Raw genomic sequence first — 20,428 nt, 5'->3', positions numbered from 1 at the left:
AGGGCGATCGTCGGGCCGGCACCTCTCCGTGCCACTGTGCAAGCGTAATGCGGTGGCGCACCGCGGGGTAACCCCCGCCGACGGATCAGATCAGCTCGGCCGTCTGCCTGGCGATCTGCAGTTCTTCGTCGGTCGGCACGACGAGCACCGTCACCGGCGAGACATCCGTGGAGATCCGGCGGATGCCGCGCTCTCTGGCCTCGTTGCGGGCCGGATCGACCTCGATGCCGGCGAAGCCGAGCGTCGCCATCGCCGCCGCCCGCACCGGCGCCGCGTTCTCGCCGACACCGGCTGTGAAGGAGATGACGTCCACTCCCCCGAGCTGCGCGATGTACGCACCCGCATAGGCGCGCAGACGATGCACGTAGACGTCGAATGCGAGCATCGCGGCATCCTCCCCGTCCGCCACACCGGCGAGGATGTCGCGCATGTCGCTGCGGCCGGCGAGACCGAGCAAGCCGCTGCGGGTGTTGAGCAGGGAGTCGAGGTCATCGATCGAGAGGCCGGCGCGGCGGGACAGGTGCACGAGGGCTGCGGGATCGATGTCGCCGGAGCGCGTGCCCATCACCAAGCCCTCGAGCGGCGTCAGGCCCATCGACGTCTCCACCGAGCGTCCGCCGTCGATCGCGGTCACGGATGCCCCGTTGCCCAGGTGGAACACGAGCTGTCTGAGCCCTGCGAGGTCGCGGCCGAGGAACGCCGCCGCCGCTTCGCTCACGTACTGGTGGCTCGTGCCATGGAAGCCGTAACGCCGCACCCGATGCTCTGCGGCGAGCGCGGCATCGATCGCATAGGTGTACGCCGCCGGCGGAAGCGTCTGGTGGAAGGCGGTGTCGAACACGGCCACATGCGGCACCTGGTCGAACACGGCCCGCGCGGCGAGGATGCCGGCGAGGTTCGCAGGGTTGTGCAACGGCGCGAGCACCGCGAGCTCGTCGATCTGCCGCTCCACGTCGGCGTCGATCAGAGTCGGGGCGTAGAACCGTGCCCCGCCGTGCACCACGCGGTGCCCGACCGCGACAGGGCGGTGCTCGTCGAGCGATGGCCCGTGCGCGGCGAACTGCTCGCGCATGACCTCGAAGGCGGCGGAATGATCGGCGATCGGCAGCTCGCTGCGATAGGTGGCATCGAGCATGGTCGGCACGGCTCCGCCGTCGGCCGCTGGTCGCACGGTGTGCGCGACGGGGCTCGCATCCTGGCCGATGCGCTCGATCAGCCCGCTGGCCAGCAGGTTCTCCTGCTCGATGTCGATCAGGCTGTACTTCAGCGAAGAGGATCCGCTGTTGATCACGAGGATCGCGCTCATGCCTGCTCTCCCTGCGCCTGGATCGCCGTGATCGCGACCGTGTTGACGATGTCGTCGACGAGAGCGCCGCGCGACAGGTCGTTGATGGGTTTGTTGAGCCCCTGCAGCACCGGACCGATCGCGACGGCGCCGGCCGAACGCTGCACGGCCTTGTAGGTGTTGTTGCCGGTGTTCAGGTCGGGGAACACGAACACGGTCGCCCGGCCGGCCACGGCCGAATCAGGGAGCTTGGCCTTGGCGACGGCGGCATCGGCGGCCGCGTCGTACTGGATCGGCCCCTCGACCGGCAGCTCCGGTGCACGCTCGCGCACGAGGGCTGTCGCGGCGCGCACCTTGTCGACGTCGGCGCCGGTTCCGGACTCCCCGGTCGAGTACGACAGCATCGCCACGCGCGGATCGATGCCGAACTGACGAGCGGTCGTGGCAGAGGAGATCGCGATGTCGGCGAGCTGCTCGCTGGTCGGATCGGGGATCACAGCGCAGTCGCCGTACACGAGCACCCGGTCGGCGAGCGCCATCAGGAACACGCTGGAGACGACGCGGACCCCCGGCTTGGTCTTGATGATCTCGAATGAAGGACGGATGGTGTGGGCCGTCGTGTGCGCGGCACCCGACACCATGCCGTCGGCGAGTCCGAGGTGCACCATCATCGTGCCGAAGTACGACACGTCGGTCACCGTGTCAGCCGCCTGGGCGAGGGTGATGCCCTTGTGCGCCCGCAGTCGCGCGTACTCCGCGGCGAAGCGCTCGACCAGCTCGGGGTCGGTCGGGCTGAGCACCTGGGCCGCGGCGATGTCGACGCCCAGCTCGACGGCACGGGCCCGGATGGACGCCTCGTCGCCGAGGATCGTCAGATCGGCTACCTCTCGCGCGAGCAGGGTGCCGGCGGCGCGGAGGATGCGATCGTCATCGCCCTCCGGCAGGACGATGCGGCGGCGATCGGCGCGGGCGCGCTCGATGAGTCCGTACTGGAACATCAGCGGCGTCACGACGTGCGCCTCGGCGAGCCCGAGCTGCTCCGTGAGCTCCACGATGTCGACGTGCGCCTGGAACAGCCCGAGCGCACGGTCGTAGCGGGTGCGGGAGTCCGGCGAGATGCGGCCGCGCGTGTTCATGACTCGCACCGCCGTGTCGTAGGTGCCGAGATCGGTCGTGATGATCGGCACGGTCGAGGCGAATCCGTCGAGCAGCTGCACGATCGGCTCCGGCAGCGGGAAGGGGCCGTTCAGGATGATGCCGGCGATGCGCGGGAAGGTACCGGACGAGTCGGCGAGCAGCGCTGCCAGCAGCACCTCGGTGCGGTCGGCGGGGATGACCACGACCGCCTCGTCGGTCAGTCGCGGCAGCACGTTCACCATCGACATGCCCGCGACGACGATCGTCAGCGCCTCCCGGGTCAACCGATCGTCGTCGCCCTTGAGCAGCTTTCCGTCGACGGCGGCGAGGATGCCCCTGATCGAAGGGGCCACGAGCGCACGGTCCTCTGGGATGGCCCACACCGGGGTGTGCTCCTCGGGCAGCGCGGCGCGCACGGCGTCGACGATGGCGTCGAGCGCTTCCGGGTCGGCCCGGTTCACGGCGACGGCGAACAGCTCGGCCCGCTCCTGCGCCAACTCGGGAAGTGCGAGCGCGGCGATCTGTGCGATCGCGGCTGCGGGGCGTGCCGTCGTGGTGCCGAGCTGCTCGGCCTGGCGTTGCTGGTCGCGGCCGCTGAGTACGAGCAGCACGGGGGCGCCGAGGTTGGCGGCGATCCTGGCGTTGAACCCGAGTTCTGCCGGGCTCGCGACATCCGTGTAGTCGCTGCCGATGATGACGACCGAGTCGCATTGCGCCTCGACCGCTTTGAACCGCGCGACGATCGTCGAGAGCGCGGCATCGGGGTCGGCTCGCACGTCGTCGTAGGTGACGCCGATGCAGTCCTCGTAGTCGAGGTGCACGCCGTCGTGCGCGAGCATCAGCTCGAGGATCTCGTCCCGCGCCGTGACGGAGCGTGCGATCGGACGGAACACCCCCACCCGCGGCGAGACGCGCATCAGGGCGTCGAGCGTCCCGAGGGCGATCGTCGACTTGCCGGTGTGTCCTTCGGCCGAGGTGATGTAGATGCTCTGCGCCACGACTTCAGCTTAGGCGCGGCATCCATGAACCCACCGAGGATCGCACCGGGTCTAATGCCGCAGCATCACTCGCACGGGCCGGACATCGCGTCGACGACAGCCGTGGCGTCGGCCTGGAACCGCGAGTAGTAGTCACGGTCGGTGTTGATCTGCACCCGGTGGATCGCGTGCGAGGGCTCCATGCCCTGCCAGTCGGGCAGCCGCCCCAGCCGGTCGAAGAACAGGGTCGTCGCCGTCGCCGGGTCCATCCGCTGCTCGGCGCTGCCCCACCACCCCTGCTGCTGGAACAGCCCGATGCTGGTCGTGCGCGACCCGTCGGGGTTGGTGAAGCCGCGCGTCTCCCAGTCGCCGTAGTCGATGTTGCGCAGGCTGCTCTCGCCCATCGCCGTCATCACCCCGAGGATCTGTCCCTCACGGGCGAAACCGAGCGCGCCCGCCGTGCGGATGATGGTCGCCGCGTTGTCGAGCTGCTCGCCGCTCCATCCCTCGATGCCCGCCTCAGGGAAGGTCTGCGGGTCGTCGATGCAGATCGGGGCGGGGTCGCGCGCGAGGCCCAGTGGGATGAGCACGAAGAGGCCGACGACGACCACGCCGGCCCCGAGCGACAGGAGAACTCTCTGCAGGATCTTCCGGCGCCGCAGTCGGTTCGCGGCCTGCCGTCGGGTGCCGGGCTTCCGACCTCTCCGCTTGTTCTTGCGCCGGGCTGTCGGCCTCTTCGTCGCAGGCCTGCGCTTCGCCTGCGATGCCGGTGCGGCGCTCATGGCGTCAGGGGTGCACGGTCGGTTCGAGGACGTCGGCCGATCAGAGCGGCCATTCCGCCGCCGATGGCTCCGAACAGGTGCCCCTGCCAGGAGATGCCCTCGGCGACGCCGAAGACACCGGCCAGCATCGAGCCGCCGTACAGCGCGATCACGACGACCGCGATCACCGCGTAGAGGATGCGGTGCGCGACGCGACCGGGGGCGAAGACCCGCATCACGACGTAGCCGAAGTAGCCGAAGACGAGTCCGGAGGCGCCGACCGTCAGCGTGCCAGGGGCGTTGAACACCCAGGTGCCGATGCCGCCTACGACCGCGACGATCGCTGTGACGGCCCAGAACCGTCGGGTGCCCTCGACCGCGACGAGACAGCCCAGCACGAGGAACGGCACGGAGTTGCCGATGAGGTGCTGCCAGTTCGCGTGCAGGAGCGGACCGAGCACGATGCCGCCCAGCCCCGAGACATCCCAGGACCGCAGTCCGAAGCCGGTGAACGAGCCGGGGAGGATCGCATCGGCGAACTGCACGACCCACATCGCGACGAGCAGGAGCACCGGCGAGGCGAATCGGCCGAGCGGATGCTGCGCCTTCGGCGGCTGGGTGACGGTCACCGGACGATTGTCGCAGGTGCAGCCAGGAGTGGACTGAGGATCCGTGCCGACCGGCCCTTGGGCAAAGAAAATGACTCTCCGCGCACCCAGCAGAGCCCGGTTACCCTTGCTGCGTTTCCGCCCTGGGGGAATTGGCCTGGATGCCGCCACGCGGAGAGCCGTCAACCATCCTAGCCCGACGAGCGCACTGCTTCGAACAGCGGCCTCCCGATGCCTGCAGTCTCAGGGGATGTTGCCAGAGCAGCGCACCCTCCACAGGGTTACGATCGAGTAACGCGCACCGCAGCGCCGACGTGAGAGGGAACGCATGCCAGAGAACGCCCCCCTGAGCCCGGTGACCATCGATGCCGAACGGTTCGCCGCGCAGACCTCTGCGATCCTCGGCTCCATCGGCCAGGTCATCGACGGCAAGCCGGATGCCGTTCGCAGTGCGCTCGTGTGCCTGCTGGCCGAGGGCCATCTGCTCATCGAAGACGTCCCCGGCGTCGGCAAGACGATGCTGGCCCGCGCCCTCGCCGCGAGCGTGGACGCGACGGTTCGCCGCATCCAGTTCACCCCCGACCTGCTCCCCGGCGATGTCACCGGCGTCTCCGTCTACAACCCCGTGGACCGGGAGTTCGAATTCAAGCGCGGCGCGGTCTTCGCCCACATCGTGATCGCCGACGAGATCAACCGCTCCTCGCCCAAGACGCAGTCCGCGCTGCTCGAGGCGATGGAAGAGGGACAGGTGACCGTCGACGGGTCCACCCACATGCTCCCCCAGCCGTTCCTCGTCGTCGCCACCCAGAACCCGTTGGAGATGGAAGGCACGTACGCCCTCCCCGAAGCTCAGCGCGATCGTTTCATGATGCGCATCTCGATGGGGTACCCGGATGCCGCCGCCGAAGCGCTCATGCTCCGCCAACGCGATGTGGTCAGCCCGCTCGCCGCCGTGACCCCGGTCGCCGATGCCGCCTCCATCGCCCAGCTCATCGCGTGGGCGCGTTCGGTCCATGTCGCTCCCGCCCTCGAGGAGTACGCCGTCGCCCTCGCGCAGGCGACCCGTTCCGACCCGAACCTCCATCTCGGCGCGAGCCCCAGGGCGACTCTGCAGCTGGTCAGGGCCGCGAAGGTGTGGGCCGCCCTCGACGGACGCGATTACGTGATCCCCGACGACATCACCGCTCTGCTGATCCCGGTCCTCGCGCACCGCCTCCTGCCCGCCCGCGGAGCCCACCGCGCCGGAGCGCAGCCGGTCGAGGCCGCGCTCACCCAGATCGTCGAACGGGTGCGCGTGCCCGTCGCGACCCGTTCCTGAACGAGCCCATGATGCGAAGACGTCGATCCCTCACCGGCCGCGGTGCCGGTGCGCTCGTCGCCGCGCTCTGCTGCATGATCGCCGCCAACCTCCTCGGCACGCGCATCCTGCTCTACATCGGCGTGCTGCTCGCCGCGGTCACCCTGTTCTCGCTGCTCGCCGTCCGCCTGCCGCGCCGGTCGGGGACTGTCACCCGACGGATCTCCACCGACCTGCTGACGGTGTCCGAGACGTCACGGGTGACGGTGCGGTTCACCCTGCGCGCGATCCGCGTGCCCCGAGGGCTCTGGCATGACGTGCTCCCGGACGCGGTCTCCGGAGACTCCGGCGGGGAGTATCCCCCGGAGACGGGGCAGCTCAGCTACCTGATCACCGGTGTCAGACGCGGTGTGTGGCCGCTCGGTCCGCTGGTGCTGCGGACGGTCGATCCGTTCGGGCTGGCGCAGCGCGAGCAGGCATTCGGAGAGACGCGAAGCGTGACCGTCGTCCCCGAGGTTTTCGCCCTCGCGCCTCTCGCCGTGCGGGTCGGAGCAGCCGGTGGCACCGCGCACACCTCGTCGACCAGACTCGGGCAGGGCAGCGACAACCTCTCGCCACGGGGCTACATCCCCGGCGACTCGATGCGTCGCATCCACTGGCGGGCGACCGCGCACCGCGGCCAACTCATGGTGCGCCAGGAAGAGGAGGAGTCGAGCCCGGACGCCGTGGTCGTGCTCGACCGCAGCAGCCGTCACTGGGACGCGCCGGGAACCGAAGCCGACCCTGCGTTCGAAGCCGCGGTGTCGCTGTGCGCCTCTGCGGCTGTGCACCTCGCATCGGAGGGATACAGCGTCGACGTGATCGACAGCGCCGGCACCCTGCTCGGCGCACTCCGCGGTCACGAGGACGATCGCGACGGACTGCTCGCGGCCCTCGCGATGGTCACGCCCAGAGGCGAGGGCCGCGACCTGATGGCCCTCATCGGCGGCACCCCTCCCGGCCCGCTCGTCTACATCACCGGCAGCCTCGACGAGGAAGATGCCGCTCTGCTGCGCTCGGCGGGAGCCTCAGCACCCATGCTGTTCAGCACCGAGCTGCTCCCCGGCGCGGCCGAGGCCTCCGTCCTGCACGGGTGGACGGTCGTGCAGTTGGGAGAAGACGTCGCCGGGGCTTGGGAAGATGCGGTCTCCGCGCGGATCGGGGTCGGCGATGTTCCGCGCTGAGCGCCCGCGGGCGGCCGAGGCGGTCGAGCGGACGCCTCCGCACTGGCACCGCGACCGCGAGGAACCGGCCGGGATTGTCGCCACCGGCGCTCTGGCCGCGACCGCATCGATCGTGGCGATGTGGCCTTTCACCTCGGTCATCGCCCCGGGAGCATGGTCGTTCACGGTTCTCGCCGTCATCGTCGTCGTGGCGGGCACCGGGATGCTGATGCGGAACCTGTTGCGTCGCCGGGACGCCTGGATCCAGGATCTCGGCACCCTGGTAGTCCAGATCATGGTGGCGATCGCCGTCATGACGCTGCTCGTGGCCGGCAGCACCGCCGTGTTCGGGATCATCCCGACCACGGCGACACTGGCGGTGTTCGGAGCGCTCGGCGCAGACGCCTACGAGGCGGTCGTCTTCGGCTCCGCACCGTTGGACCCCTCTCCCGGCCTCGCGGCCGCGATGGGCGTCGGCTTCGCCGTGATCGCGATCCTGCTCGATCATCTCGTGGCGCACCGCTCCGCGGTGCTCGCCGTGCTGCTGACCGGAATCGTCGGCGCCGTGCCGATGATCGTCACTCTCGGCGACACCAACGTCGTCTGGTTCGTGCTCTTCGGGGCGATCGCGCTCCTCCTCTTCCGGTACACCGCACGGCAACATCCGGAGTCTCCACGTCGGTCATCCACCTCGCTCGCCGTCGCAGTCGGGGCAGCCGCGCTCGCGACGACGGTGGTCATCGCTCCGGTGCTCCCCGTCACGGCGACCATGGCCGGCAACGGAGTCGGCGTCACCGTCGATGCATCGCTGCGCCTCGGCGACGATCTACGGCAGCCCAATCCGGTCGAGGTCCTCACAGTGGCTTCGAAAGGCGACACCGCCCCGTACCTGAGGTTGACGACGCTCTCTCGGTTCGACGGTCGCGTCTGGCAGCCCGACGACGTCGATCTGCAGCCGCAGGCCGAGGGGTTCGGAGCCCCGGAATGGAGTGACGAAGTCGCGACCGAGGAGCAGAACACCTCCGTCCGGGTGCTGCGGATGTCCAGCTCGTGGCTCCCTGTGCCGTATCCGGCCACCGCCGTGCAGGGGCTCAGCGGGTCGTGGCGGATCGCACCGGACAACCGCACGGTCTTCTCGCGCAGCGCCGACGCCGTCGGCAACGACTACACGGTCACCTCCACGAGACTCATCCCCACGCTCGAGCAGATCCGAGCCATCGACGCTGCTGCGCCGGTCGTGGATCCCGATGCCGAACCGGTCGAGCTGCCGGGCATCATCGGCGAGCTCGCCACCGATGTGACCGCGGCCGCGAGCTCCGACTACGACCGGCTCATCGCCCTGCAGAACTGGTTCCGCTCGCAGTTCGCCTACTCGCTGGAGACCCCTGTGGAGGAGGGCTTCGACGGCACCGGTGCCGAAGCGGTGGCCGCGTTCCTCGAAGCACGGTCGGGCTACTGCGTGCACTTCGCCGGGGCGTTCGCCCTGATGGCGGAGAGCCTGGACATGCAGGCGCGCATCGTCGTCGGCTATCTTCCCGGCTCGCTGACCGACGAGAAGCGCGGCACCGAGTCGGTCTTCTCGGTGACCAGCGATCAACTGCATTCCTGGCCGGAGGTGCTGTTCCCCGGAGTGGGATGGGTTCCGTTCGAGCCCACCGCGTCGCTGGGAGTACCCACCGCGTTCCGCCCGGGAGTGACGCAGGGCGGCGGCTCCGGGACCCCGTCGACTCCCGCACCGACAACGGCTCCGCAGACCGAGCAGACCTCGGGCCCCGAGGTCGATCGCTCCGATCCCGGAAGCAGCGCGTCCGGCAGCGACGATCTGCGACGCCTCGACCCGGTGCCGGTCGCCTTCACCACTCTCGGCGTCATCGTGCTGCTCCTGCTGCCCGCCCTCATCCGTCTCGCGGAACGCCGCACCCGACTGGGACGCGCACGCCGCGGGGACTCGGCCGCGGCCTGGGCCGAGCTCCGGGACACCCTCATCGACCTGCAGCTGCCGGTGTCCGACGCCGACACCCCGCGGGTGCGGGCGGCCGGTCTGGTGCGGGAGCACGACGTGGACCCGGCGGCGATGCGGCGGCTCACGGATGCCGTCGAGCAGGCGAACTACTCGCGCTCCCGCGAGGTCTCGGAAGACCTCGCGGAACCGTTGCGCGAGGTGTTGACGCGCCTGCGTGAGAGCGCCGATCGGCCGACGAGGATGCAGGCCGCTCTGCTGCCACGTTCGCTCTACGCGCCGCGAGCCGCCGAGCCCGGAGTGGCTGTCTGAACAGGCCGCTCCGGAATCGAAGCGGCGCCCTTCGTCAGGCCGCGTGGGCGGTGCAGGGCACTGCGACGCAGGTTTCGCACACGACGAACTGCGATCGACAGGAGACGTCGGGACAGTTCGCAGTGCGATTGGTCGGCGCCCCGCAACCTGCGCACTCGCCGATGACGCGGGCGTGGTCGGAGAAGTCGACCGAACCCCGGCCGTCGAACACGTAGAGGGATCCGTCCCACAAACCGTCGTCGCCGTACTTCTCGCCATAGCGGACGATGCCACCCTCGAGCTGGTAGACCTCGCCGAAGCCGCGGGCAGTCATCAGACTCGACAGCACCTCGCAGCGGATGCCGCCGGTGCAGTACGTCACCACGGGCTTGCCCTTCAGGTCGTCGTAGGCGCCCGAGTCGAGGAGCTGTACGAAATCCCGTGTCGTCTCGGTGTCGGGCACGACCGCGCCACGGAAGCGTCCGATCTGCGCCTCGAGAGCGTTCCGACCATCGAAGAACACCACGTCGTCGCCACGTTCGTCGATCAGGCCGTGCAGCCCTTCCGGGGTCAGCCGCGTGCCTCCACCGACCACGCCGTGCTCATCGACCCGGAGTTCACCCGGCGCCCCGAACGACACGATCTCGTCGCGCACCTTGACGCTGAGCTTGGGGAAGTCGAGGCTACGCCCCTCGGCATCCACCCCGGTCCCCTCGCTCCACTTGATGTCGGCGTCGGCGAACGGTCGATACGAGCGGAACGAACGCGACCACTTCTTCAGCACGCCGATGTCTCCGCCGAGTGTGCCGTTGATCCCATCCTTCGAGATGAGCAGCCTTCCGCGCAGGCCGAGCGCCTCACCGAGGTCGCGCTGCCAGACCCGGATCGCCTCGGGGTCGGCGAGGGGCGTGAACGCGTAGAAGAGGACGATCTTGGGTGTTGCCACCTAGGGATCCTACGTCGTCGCGCGGTACCGATCCGAACGTCCTCCCCGGCTGCTGCCGGCGGCTACTTCACATCGCGCTTCAGGAACGATATTCCCCCGGCAAGAAGAGCCACCAGCACCCACCCCGCCGTCACCCACACAGCAAGGGAGCGGTCGAGACGGTCTTCCGGCATGATTCCCACGGCGGAGACGTCGAAGCCCACGGCTTCGAGCATCACGAGGGGTGGGAGATAGATCGCACCGGCGCTCCAGAACATCGCGAGAAGCAGGGCCGCGCTCATGGACGCGGATGCGACGAAGAGAGCGACGAGATGGACCTGTACGACCACACCCAGTCCCATCCCCCAGAGACCCGCAACGGCACCGAACGCCAATGCGGACCCTACGGCCGACCAGTCCAGCGGCGAACCGCCCATCGAGATGCCCAGCGCGATGCGGCCGCCGACGACTCCCGCGAGTGCCACAGCGGCCCCGCCGACGGCAGATGCCGGCACCCTGACGAGAAAGATCGCCCAGCGGGGCAGCATCGTCAGGCGCTGCGCGATGACGCCATCACGGAGGTCGATGGTGTAGCGGAAAGAGCCATAGACCGCCGCGAGAACTGCTCCATAGGTCGCGACCACGACGCCGAACGGCTCGGTGAACGCCGCCCGGACGTCGACCGGCGCCTCCGCGATGTCGGGCGGGACACTGGTCGCCAGGGAGAGCGACAACACGAGCGCTGCGGCCACCACCCCGAGGAGGACGACGTCGCCTGCGAAGCTGCGCGCCTGCGCTCGAAGAGCCTGGCCGATCACGCGACTCCCCGGCGTCCCCGGAACCAGGCCGCAGCGACCAGACCGACGGTCCACGCGAGTCCGACGCCGAGGGCCGGCGCGAACTCGAGCAGTCGATCCTCGTATCCGGGGACCCCCAAGGCGGCGATGGCCAATCCGGGCGAGAACTTCGCCACCTCCGGCGCCGTGCGCAACAACGCGAATTCCACGACCATCGGAAGAACGAGGACGATGATCGCCGTCACGTAGTAATTGCGGGTGATCCAGCCGATGGACACTCCGATCAGTGCGCCCAGAACCGCACCGACCAGGGCGCCGGCATACAGATGCCACGCATCCTGCGTGAGCGCGAGCGTGAGCCCGTTCTGTAGCAAGAAGAAGAAGACGCCCGCCGTCCATAGGACGAAGATGCCCACCGACAGCGCGATCGCGATGACCGCCCCCGCGACGAGCTTTCCCCAGAATGCACGACGGAACCCGACTCCGGTGAGCGTTCTGTCCATCGACGCGTAGTAGTACTCGCGGGTGACGGCGTACGCACCGACGAATGCCGCGGAGATGACAGACCAGGCGAGCGGCTCGAGAAGACGAAACGTGGCCGTGCTGGAATCCACACCGGCGAGATCGAAACGCGACCCGTCGGTGAAGAGCACGAAGGCCGGCATGAGGAGGGCGACGAGATAGACCGGCAGGACGGAGAGCCCACTCACCGAACGCAACAGTTCACTGCGAATCGCGTTCCTCATGCGGACGCTCCTCCCACGAGATCGAAGTACTTGCTCTCGAGGGAGTCTGCTTCCCTCGTGACGAGGTCGCTCAGCCGTCCGGCGAAGAGGGCACGCCGTTTGATCACGACGACCTCATCCACGAACTGCTCCAGCTCCGCAAGCTGATGACTGGCGACCAGTACGGTACCTCCGCGCTCTGCGAAGCCCCGGAGGAACTTGCGAAGCCACCGGATGCCGTCCGGGTCGAGCCCGTTCGCCGGCTCGTCCAGGATCAGTGTTCGGGGCGAACCGACAAGCGCGGTGGCCAACCCGAGCCGCTGGGCCATCCCCGTCGAGAACGTCTTCACCCGGCGATGCGCGTCGGCTGCGAGCCCCACCTCCTCGAGCACCTCGTCGACGCGGCTGCGGGGTGCGCCGGCCGCGAGGCGCGAGATCTCCAGGTGTCTTCTCGCAGTGATGCCCAGCTCGAAGCCGAACCCGTCCATGTGGACACCGACGTGCGACGCGGGGTTGTCGAGTGCGGAGAAGGGCACGCCGTCGATGACGCTGTCGCCGCTCGTAGGCGTGAGCAGGCCGACGATCGCTCGCAGCGTCGTCGACTTGCCCGCACCGTTCGGGCCCAGAAGGCCGACGACCGACCCGCGCGGCACGACGAACGAAAGCTCCTCGACGGCGGTCCGACGGCCATACTTCTTCGTGAGTCCTCGGACTTCAATCGCGTGGTCGTTCATTTCTCATCCTCTTCCTCGTTCTCGCTCTGAAGGGTCGACAGCGGCAGCGTCACGCCCCTCGTCCAGAGCGTCTGCCACAGGTTTCTCGTGCCGAGCTCCACACGGGCTTGCCCGGTCGCCGGCAGCTCACCGCTCTCCTCGGAGACGTCCACCCCGGCGACGATCGCTGCGGGGACCGATACACCGTCAGCCGTCACCGGAAACAGAGCATCAAGCGGCACCGTCGTCGGTTCCGGTCGCCGAGGCCTGACTGTTCCCTCGCCGACCTGCACGTTCGCGAGGACGCCGCTGCTCATCAACACCACAGGGGCGCCCTCTGGCACTTCTGCCTCGGCCTCGTCGCCTGCGCTCACGAGGACGACCTGGGCGTCGCGCGCGGCAAAGCCGAGCGTGGCGGTCAGAGGGACGGGGATGACGACCCCGGCGACGGCGATGCTCGCGACCAGTGCGGTAGTGACGACCGCGAACCGGAGCCGGGAAACACCCGATCGAAGCACGCGTCGCAGGGCCTTCGACACGAGCACGATGCCGACGAGCACGACGACCGTTTCCAACGCGACCACGAACAGACCGAGAACCGGTCCGCCCCCGGCGAGAGCTTGGGCGGTACGGGCGACGGCGAACAACACCAGCACGACCGGTGCCACGAGGCTGGCAAGACCGAACGGGACGCTCCACCACACGTCGAGCCCCCTGCTCGTCCGACGTCCGCCGAACAGAAAGCGGGTCAGGAAGTTCGCACCGTCCCCGATCGCGCGGACCCTGAGGTTCGGCTCATCGAGGGCGCTCATCAGCGCGATGTACCCGTCGAACCGCACGAACGGGATCAGGTTGACGAGAACGATGGCGGCGCAGGAGAGCGCGAGCAGCAGGAGGATCTGGTGAATGGCCGGTTGAGGAAGTGCGAGCGCGGCAAGGAGCGCGACGGCGGCGACCACAGCGTGCACGGCAGGGCCGGCCAAGGCGATCGCAACGCGTTGCCTGCGGTCCGGGAGGCGCCAGCCGTCCGTCACATCCACGAAGAACGCGGGAGCGAGATAGAAGAGCATGAAGCCCGCCCGTCGGGGTCTTCCGCCGAACCTCGTGAGCGTGAGCCCGTGGGCGACCTCATGGAGCAGGGTCATGAGCGAAAGCACGGCGACGAGAATCAGGAGGCCGGTCAATGGCATCGGCGTGGTGATGACGTTGAGCAGGTCCCGCGCCTGAACGGTTGCGGCCAGAAGCCCCAGGCAGAGCAGGACGACGACCGAAATCAGAACCGTGCGGCGTGACAGCGGGACGAGCAGACGGTCCAGGCGACGAAAGATGCCCGGCGCATGAAGTGTCGCGAACTGCACGGTGAAAGGCGGACGATAGGTCAGTCGTCCGGGCGGGAGCTTCGTGTCGCCTTCCAGGAGTCCATTGGCGCGGAAGCGCTCGGCGAGGTGAAGAAAGCTCTCCAACGACTCGGTGGCGGCGAAGCGCACGTGCAGATCGCGAAGCGGGGTCTCGCCGTTCATCGCCGTCAGCAGGTCGACGACCGCACGGGAGACCCTCGACGAAGGCACGCCATGGACCATCACGATCCATACCGCTTCATCGGCGACCACCTCGAAGGCGATGTCAGAAGCGAGGTGCGGGCGCGCGTCGGCAGCGAGCGGAGCTGTCTCGCGGGACACCCGTCGGCGAGCGGGGCTAGTCGGAGGCATCGTCATCCGCCGCTCCCGGCAATCCTGTCCACGACGTCGTGAGAAGGAGGATCTCCACTCCGTGGTTCGTGCGAACGGGAGACACGGCAGGAGGGGCGAAACCGGCTTCGATGAGCTCGCGCGCGAGAACGTCGTGGTCGAGAACCTGCAGGCGGCTGGTGAGCACCGGCACTTCCCCGCCCTTTGCGATGTCAGAGACGCGAACCCAATTGACCACCCGCGCCGCACCGCCTTCCTCCATCTGCTGTGCGAAGAGATAGGTCTCCTCCCCGCAGGGCCCCGGAACCCCGATCTCCTGAGCTCTCGGCACCATGAGGCTCTCCGCTGAGCTGCCTCCGGCGACCGTGAAGGCGAACACGCCGCCGGCGGCGAGGTGACGATGCACGTTCGCGTAGAGAAGCGACCGCCCCACCCGATCGAGCAAAGTGATGGATGTCGCGCCGATGATGACGAGTCCATATCGACGCTCAAGGGAGAAGTCGCGCATGTCCGCGACGATGCACTCCACCGTCGATTCTTCCGGCAGCGCACGGCGAAGGTGGGAGAGCATGTCATCGGACAGATCGATCGCGGTCACCCGTCTGCCCGATCTCGCCAGCGGAATCGTCAGTCTTCCCCCGCCTGCGGCGATATCGAGAATGGGATCCGCGGCGTCTCTCGCGAGCGCCAGGATCTCTCGAATCTCTGCACGGTCGGGACCGACCAGTCGCTCGTAGAAATCGGTGCCATCCCCGGCGTACAGATCTTGTTCCCTGGGAACCGCGTCTACCATCTCGAGTCGCGCCAATACTGCTTCCGTAATCAAACCTGACATTCACACATCGCCTCTCCGCGGGGGTGATGGGGCGCGGGCGTGAGAAGTTCGCCCGCACCCCATCGGTTAGGTTGCGATCGCTGCTGCGCCGCCGATGATGGCAATGATGTAACTTGCGTGCTCCCACCATTCAAGTGGTGAGTCGATCTGGTCGAGTTCCACGAACTCCAGTGATGTTGGCTGCAATCTGCACCTCCTTTGTCGACCGTTCGAATGCAGCTCCTAGGTCAGAGCGAGAATCCCGATGATGACGCCCACGGCAAAGCCTCGAATGTAGTCATCGGTGTCATTCAGGGCTTCCATGGCCTCGAGTTCCGTGAACTCGAGGGTCGGTGTTTTGGCTTGCATCTTCACCTCCCTTCCCATTTCGGTTCCTGCACGGAAGGATCAGGTCGCAGCGGCCGCGCCGATCCCGATCAGAACCAGCGCACCTATCGCGCCCTGATAGAAGCTCTCCCAGCTGGGGGCCTCCATCGTGTCCAGTTCTTGAAACTGGATTCTGCTTTCAACCTTCTTGTCCATGTAATTCACCTCCTCGAAACGAACACCGGAGGTCGGCGATCACAGCCGACCGACTCAGAGCTCCAACAGGAATCCCGGAGCACATCGCGGAAGTCTTCGGCGACAAGACCGGGGAGCATCGGGTGGCGATTTCCCCATGTCTTCTCGGTGGTCACGGAGATGCGGTCGATGTCGTCACCGGTCGGTCTCGGCGGACGCTGTATACCCCAGCGTTCGATGAGCGCAGCGATGCCGAGGGGCGGGTCGAGGGGCAATGCCATCCCGCCCGCGACCTGCGTCCAGAAGCCTTCAAGGCTCTCCCGATCTCCCCAACGCACGTCTCCTGCACAGATCCGACGCCAGACCGCGGCGATCACGGCGGCCGTGGCGACCATCTTGCGGACCTGCAGCAGAAAGGCCACCTCGTTCGCCACATACCAATGGCGGGCGCTGTAGGGATCCTGCCCACGCAGCGCCGCGCTGCGCTGAGTCGCCGCGCTCAGCCGCGCGAGGCGCAGCCTTCCCGCAGGCGAACCCGAGTCGCGCGCGACTGCCTCGAGGAGCAACCTGCCGAGGGAGACAGCATCTCTGCGCTGACTCGCGCTTCTCCGCGAACTCGTCGACGCGCCAGCCAGACGGAGGAAAGCTTCCAGCGCGCCCTCGCTGACTGCTGCGCGCGTGAGCGTGGTCAGGTTGCACGGGTCGATGATCGCGTGGCGGGGTGTCAGGGAGAGCCCGACGATGAGCCGGTATCCGCTCTCGTTCTTGAGGATCCCGACACTGTTCGTCTCCGACGAGGTGCCGATGGTGGTCGGCACAGCGACGATGTCGACCGGCGGCCGGGAACGGGGCAAGAAGGTCAGCGCTGACCTCGACGCATGTTCGATGGCGTAGTCGAACACCCGCCCTGGGAGGAGGGCGAGCGCGGCTATCTTGCTGGCATCGAGAACGGTTCCTCCGCCGACTGCCACGATGACGTTCGGTGATAGACGGACGATCTCCCGTGCGATCATGACGACGGCCGTAACGTTTACCGAGGGCGCGTCCACCGTGATGGTTTTCGACGGCTGCCCATCGAGGAAGGAAAGCCCGACCGCCGAATCCGCTATCACGAGGGTCTCACGGCCCATGGTGAGCCGCCTCGTCATCTGGCGCGCTGCCCCTTCTCCGTGCCACAGGGCAGGAAGGCGACCACTGGAGTCCGAGGTCATTCGGAGACGTCCCGCGCCTGCGCCAGACCCGCACGGACAGCCGCGTCGACCTCGAGAAGCTCATCCGAGGTGAATCCATACGCCGGAATCAGTTCGATGGAGCTCGGGCCGGGCTGCACCAGGACGCCGTTCTGCGCGATCGCTGAGACGACGCGAAGAATGTCGGGCCCGGAGAGCGGGCTCTCGTCCTTGTCGCGAAGCCCGAGACCCAAGAAGCACCCGCTTCCCGTGATCTCCGTGACCACGTCGTCCGCTCTCAACCCGGTCGCGAGGCGAAGCAGGTCGGTCCCCAGCGCCTGTGCAGTCGGTTCCACGTCGACGCGGTGCAGTTCTTCGATCACGGCGAGGATGGCCGCCGCACACGCCGGCGTACCCGCCTGAGTCTCACCGTGGACGAACGTCCAGCCGCCGCGCACGTACTCTGATGCCACACGCTCCCCCACCAGAAGCGCCGCAGCCCCCATCGCGCCGTTCGTCAACGCTTTCGAGAGGATGAGGATGTCCGGCGCGGCAGCCCATCGGTCAGTGGCGAACATCGTCCCGGTGCGGCCGAATCCGGTCGCCACCTCATCAGCGACGACCAGGAACCCGTACTCCTCGCGCAGGGCGAGGAGGCGGTCGATGAATGCGTCGGACAGCGCGTGCGCACCGCTGCCGAGGACGGGTTCGACGACGACCGAGGCCACCCTGGATCCTTCACGTTTCAGCAGCAGCTCGAGCTCTTCTCCGTCGTCGCTGTGAGACACATGCCTCACCGCTCTGCGGTCGACGGCGTAGACGGATTGCAGGAGGTCGTCTCCGCTCAGGGCGTGGCTGCCGTATGCAGTCCCGTGATAGCTGCCTTTCAGACCGACGATCAGCGACCGGGATCCGTAGCCTCTCTGCGCCCAGTACTGCCTGGCCAGTTTCATCGCCGCGTCGTTTGCCGCCCCGCCAGACGTCGAGAAGATGACTCGGCTGTACCGGATGGGGTTCGCGAGCTCGATGAGGGCTTCGGCGGCGTCCTCGGCGTACCGATGCGGCGCCCTGAAGAGGGACAGGTATGACGCATCATGCGTCGCGTTCATCACTGCTTCGGCGATCGCCGGGTTGCCAAAGCCGAGAGGAACATTCCACAGCCCACTCGTCGCACACAGACGTGTGGATCCGTCAGCGAACTCGATATGGTGTCCGGCCGCGCCCACGGCGACCTGGTCGGGCGTGAAGATCGAATCTGCGGGGAGCATCGAGGTCCACAACGCGTGCGGGAGGCTCATCCTTCGAGTCCCCTCATCCGGCTCGAGTGTTCGGCACGTCTGCCCAGATGGACACCGAGTGCGGTGACGGCCTCGAGGCACAGGGTGCGCGCTTCAGGGATCGACGTGCCCAGCTGTCGCGCCACACGCTCGGCCGCGGTCTCCGTCGAGCTCGAGGTCTGCGTGACCGCGACCACCCGTGCCGTCGAAGGCGAGAGCAGCTGGCGGCGCAGGGTTGTGGTGTCTGCGAGCACGAGGCCGTCCGCGGTCTCGATCAGAAACGGGTCCGCGGTCAGCGGTTCGGCATCCGAAAGGTCGTCATCGAACAGGAACGAGCCGAATCCCGAGATCCTGGCGGCGCCGTTCTCTAGGCGGAGCATCTTCATCAAGTCCGTTGCGTTGAGGTATCGCCCGATCCATTCGCGACTCGCCAGGTCAGCAGCGAGCACCTCGCGGGGCGCGATGTCTCCCAACGCTGCGGCGCGAGGCAGTGGGACCGCAAGCAGAGACGACAGGTCGTCGACGCTGCCGATGGCCTCTCCCTGCACGCCGATCCTGACTCGGCCATCCGGGCTCACCCTCAGGGCGCTCGGAGTCTCGCGTGCACCCGGATTCTCCAGCGCACTGCGGTCTGCGAGAATCACCCGCGGGTCGATCAACGCCGACGGAAAGATCCCCGTTCGACGAGCGAGCTCGGCGTCGTCGAGGAAGACCCTCCAGCTCGATGCATCGAAGAAGCGCACCGCTGTGGGGCCGACGATCTGCACGAACGCCGCAGCGACGTAGTCCTGGAGCTCGACGCCGCGTTCGCCGAAGAACAACTCGTCCCCGACCTCGCACAGTGCGCCGCTGTAGTGGACGGCGCCGGCGGGCCCCTCGTACGTTCGGTTGTCCTCGGGCAGCAGAACCACGTCGTCGCTACCGGCGACTTCTTCGACGCCGGCTACAGGGGCTCCGGTCTCTATGAGGAACACCCGCGAGTGCTCTTCCCGCTTTCCCGTGATCCATTCGCGGAGCGCCCTCGCTCCGGCGATCTCTGTCTCCACCGCCCGTTCGCCGCCTCGCATCAGATACCCCCTCGCCCGTTCACGGTGACGTCGAGACCCGCCGCCACGAATCTGGCCTGGACCTCACGCACCACGGAGGTGACGCTGCTCGCCGCTCTGCCGAGCTCGGCCGCGAGCAGCGCCACCGCCGAGGATTCATCCGCCGTCGCGATCAGACATTCGGCCGCGCGCGCGGTGTCGGCTCCGAGTCGGAACCGGCGTCGGCTCCCAGGATCGACCAGCACGTACTCTTCGCCGTCTCCGGTCAGCAGGTACGGCGCATCCGCTGAGACGACCCCCGGAAGCGCGGGAAGCTCGTCGAGTGCCCGCACGAGATGTCCGCCGAAACCCGAGATCGTGGGACGGGAAGGAACTCCACCCCACTGACGCAGCAGGTTGATCGCCGCAAGGTACCGCGCGAACCACGGCCTGTCATCGAGATCAGCACCGAGCATGCCGCGGTCGACGATGCGGGCGAAGGCTCGCCCTCGGCCTGCGCCGCCGATGGCGCGGGCCTCGACGTGCGCCCGGTCGTCGCCCACGACACCGAGGAGGAGACCGTCCGGTCCATCGCGGTACTCACCGTCTGAGGTGACGTGCACCCGCACGAGGGAGTCTCCCTCGGAGCCGGTCCCGTTGAAGGATGCCAGGGAGTCGAGCAGAACGGCGCTGCTCAGCAGCTGATCGACGAAGACCCCGTAGTCCCTCGCCGTGTCGGCGTCGCTCAAGAACGCGGCCACTCCCTCGGCACTGCACTGTCGGATGATGGTGCGCCCGACGATCGAGACGAAGGGAGCGGCGACGTACTCCCGAAGCTCGAACGTGTGCGTGCCGTCGAGTATCACCTCGTCACCGGGCTCGCGGAGATCACCGTCGTAGCCGATGACTCTCGGGTCACTCCGCATCGCCGAGCGAGCAGGAGCGAACACGACGTCGCCGGGGCCGGCCTGGCTCAGCACTGCCTCGAGGTGCTCCCCCGCCTCGAGGAAGAACACCGTACCCGCGACGCTCGTCCGTCTTCCGCTGACGCACTGCTCGAAGGCCGTTGCGGTGCGGTGGCTGTTTCGTGACGTCGTCGTCGAGCTCGCGTCCATGCTCCCCCTCAGGATGTCGCGCCCCCAGCGGATGCGATTCGTCCTCACATGAGGCTATCCAGGTGACGAGTGACATGCAATATTTCACACTTGAGATCTCGACCGCAGTCTTCCGGGCAGCTGTCACGTCGCCCGCCGCG

The 20,428-nt window shown here is 67.9% G+C and carries 20 protein-coding genes and 1 other RNA gene; 3 read left to right on the top strand and 18 right to left on the bottom strand.

Going from position 1 to position 20,428, the window contains the following annotated elements; genetic code table 11:
* Window positions 1–85 precede the first annotated feature (85 nt).
* The 5 genes from CQ040_RS18665 to ffs all read right to left on the bottom strand — a co-directional run bounded on the left by CQ040_RS18665 (window position 86) and on the right by ffs (window position 4,952).
* A complete protein-coding gene (locus CQ040_RS18665) occupies window positions 86–1,306 on the bottom strand; it encodes an acetate/propionate family kinase (RefSeq protein WP_105528267.1) in 1,221 nt (406 codons plus the stop codon).
* A complete protein-coding gene (pta, locus tag CQ040_RS18660; RefSeq protein WP_028503395.1) occupies window positions 1,303–3,420 on the bottom strand; it encodes a phosphate acetyltransferase in 2,118 nt (705 codons plus the stop codon). The genes CQ040_RS18665 and pta overlap by 4 nt, the downstream gene beginning before the upstream one ends.
* Window positions 3,421–3,485: 65 nt before the next feature.
* Window positions 3,486–4,181, bottom strand: a complete 696-nt coding sequence (locus CQ040_RS18655) for a hypothetical protein (protein ID WP_105528266.1) — start codon at window positions 4,179–4,181, stop codon at window positions 3,486–3,488.
* Window positions 4,178–4,789: a rhomboid family intramembrane serine protease gene (locus CQ040_RS18650; protein WP_105528265.1), complete on the bottom strand. Its 612-nt coding sequence runs from the start codon at window positions 4,787–4,789 to the stop codon at window positions 4,178–4,180. Before CQ040_RS18650 ends, CQ040_RS18655 begins: the two co-directional genes overlap by 4 nt.
* 66 nt (window positions 4,790–4,855) lie before the next feature.
* Window positions 4,856–4,952: signal recognition particle sRNA small type (gene ffs, locus CQ040_RS18645), an RNA gene on the bottom strand.
* Window positions 4,953–5,096: 144 nt separating this feature from the next.
* Between ffs and CQ040_RS18640 the strand changes: the two genes are divergently transcribed.
* From CQ040_RS18640 to CQ040_RS18630, 3 genes are read left to right on the top strand one after another with little or no spacing between them, the layout of a single operon-like run.
* Window positions 5,097–6,086, top strand: a complete 990-nt coding sequence (locus CQ040_RS18640) for a MoxR family ATPase (protein ID WP_105528264.1) — start codon at window positions 5,097–5,099, stop codon at window positions 6,084–6,086.
* Window positions 6,087–6,097: 11 nt separating this feature from the next.
* Window positions 6,098–7,288 (top strand): DUF58 domain-containing protein, encoded by a 1,191-nt coding sequence (locus CQ040_RS18635; protein WP_105528274.1) that lies wholly within the window; start codon window positions 6,098–6,100, stop codon window positions 7,286–7,288.
* Window positions 7,245–9,539 carry a DUF3488 and transglutaminase-like domain-containing protein gene (locus CQ040_RS18630; RefSeq protein WP_258131608.1) on the top strand — a complete coding sequence of 765 codons (2,295 nt, stop codon included), beginning with the start codon at window positions 7,245–7,247 and terminating at the stop codon, window positions 9,537–9,539. The genes CQ040_RS18635 and CQ040_RS18630 overlap by 44 nt, the downstream gene beginning before the upstream one ends.
* Window positions 9,540–9,573: 34 nt before the next feature.
* Here CQ040_RS18630 and CQ040_RS18625 read toward each other — a convergent pair whose 3' ends face one another.
* The 13 genes from CQ040_RS18625 to mpaB (CQ040_RS18580) form a co-directional block, all read right to left on the bottom strand.
* Window positions 9,574–10,464 carry a rhodanese-related sulfurtransferase gene (locus tag CQ040_RS18625; RefSeq protein ID WP_105528262.1) on the bottom strand — a complete coding sequence of 297 codons (891 nt, stop codon included), beginning with the start codon at window positions 10,462–10,464 and terminating at the stop codon, window positions 9,574–9,576.
* A 62-nt stretch (window positions 10,465–10,526) separates the two neighbouring features.
* Window positions 10,527–11,261 carry a hypothetical protein gene (locus tag CQ040_RS18620; RefSeq protein WP_105528261.1) on the bottom strand — a complete coding sequence of 245 codons (735 nt, stop codon included), beginning with the start codon at window positions 11,259–11,261 and terminating at the stop codon, window positions 10,527–10,529.
* On the bottom strand, window positions 11,258–11,986 hold the full coding sequence (locus CQ040_RS18615) for an ABC transporter permease (RefSeq protein WP_105528260.1): 729 nt from the start codon (window positions 11,984–11,986) through the stop codon (window positions 11,258–11,260). The genes CQ040_RS18620 and CQ040_RS18615 overlap by 4 nt, the downstream gene beginning before the upstream one ends.
* Complete coding sequence (locus CQ040_RS18610; RefSeq protein ID WP_105528259.1) at window positions 11,983–12,699, bottom strand: ATP-binding cassette domain-containing protein; 717 nt, start codon at window positions 12,697–12,699, stop codon at window positions 11,983–11,985. The genes CQ040_RS18615 and CQ040_RS18610 overlap by 4 nt, the downstream gene beginning before the upstream one ends.
* Window positions 12,696–14,393, bottom strand: a complete 1,698-nt coding sequence (gene mpaP / locus CQ040_RS18605) for a daptide biosynthesis intramembrane metalloprotease (protein WP_146114746.1) — start codon at window positions 14,391–14,393, stop codon at window positions 12,696–12,698. Before mpaP ends, CQ040_RS18610 begins: the two co-directional genes overlap by 4 nt.
* On the bottom strand, window positions 14,374–15,159 hold the full coding sequence (gene mpaM / locus CQ040_RS18600; RefSeq protein ID WP_258131609.1) for a daptide-type RiPP biosynthesis methyltransferase: 786 nt from the start codon (window positions 15,157–15,159) through the stop codon (window positions 14,374–14,376). The genes mpaP and mpaM overlap by 20 nt, the downstream gene beginning before the upstream one ends.
* 108 nt (window positions 15,160–15,267) lie before the next feature.
* The gene (mpaA3, locus tag CQ040_RS21310; protein WP_374954150.1) at window positions 15,268–15,387 is read right to left on the bottom strand and encodes an MpaA3 family daptide-type RiPP; all 120 of its coding nucleotides are present in this window, start codon (window positions 15,385–15,387) and stop codon (window positions 15,268–15,270) included.
* A 36-nt stretch (window positions 15,388–15,423) separates the two neighbouring features.
* Window positions 15,424–15,549 (bottom strand): MpaA2 family daptide-type RiPP, encoded by a 126-nt coding sequence (gene mpaA2, locus CQ040_RS21100; protein WP_258131607.1) that lies wholly within the window; start codon window positions 15,547–15,549, stop codon window positions 15,424–15,426.
* A 39-nt stretch (window positions 15,550–15,588) separates the two neighbouring features.
* Window positions 15,589–15,723: an MpaA1 family daptide-type RiPP gene (gene mpaA1 / locus CQ040_RS21095; RefSeq protein ID WP_258131605.1), complete on the bottom strand. Its 135-nt coding sequence runs from the start codon at window positions 15,721–15,723 to the stop codon at window positions 15,589–15,591.
* Window positions 15,724–15,728: 5 nt separating this feature from the next.
* A complete protein-coding gene (gene mpaC / locus CQ040_RS18595) occupies window positions 15,729–16,832 on the bottom strand; it encodes a daptide-type RiPP biosynthesis dehydogenase (protein ID WP_374954149.1) in 1,104 nt (367 codons plus the stop codon).
* 77 nt (window positions 16,833–16,909) lie between these two features.
* Window positions 16,910–18,169 carry a daptide-type RiPP biosynthesis aminotransferase gene (gene mpaD / locus CQ040_RS18590; RefSeq protein WP_105528255.1) on the bottom strand — a complete coding sequence of 420 codons (1,260 nt, stop codon included), beginning with the start codon at window positions 18,167–18,169 and terminating at the stop codon, window positions 16,910–16,912.
* Window positions 18,166–19,215 (bottom strand): daptide biosynthesis RiPP recognition protein, encoded by a 1,050-nt coding sequence (gene mpaB / locus CQ040_RS18585; RefSeq protein WP_105528254.1) that lies wholly within the window; start codon window positions 19,213–19,215, stop codon window positions 18,166–18,168. Before mpaB (CQ040_RS18585) ends, mpaD begins: the two co-directional genes overlap by 4 nt.
* Window positions 19,215–20,288 (bottom strand): daptide biosynthesis RiPP recognition protein, encoded by a 1,074-nt coding sequence (gene mpaB, locus CQ040_RS18580; RefSeq protein WP_105528253.1) that lies wholly within the window; start codon window positions 20,286–20,288, stop codon window positions 19,215–19,217. The genes mpaB (CQ040_RS18585) and mpaB (CQ040_RS18580) overlap by 1 nt, the downstream gene beginning before the upstream one ends.
* Window positions 20,289–20,428: the final 140 nt, after the last annotated feature.

It is taken from the genome of Microbacterium sp. MYb54 (assembly GCF_002979515.1).
Taxonomy (GTDB): domain Bacteria; phylum Actinomycetota; class Actinomycetes; order Actinomycetales; family Microbacteriaceae; genus Microbacterium.
Note: the sequence above shows the minus strand (reverse complement) of the source record. Positions and strands in the feature narration are given on the sequence as shown.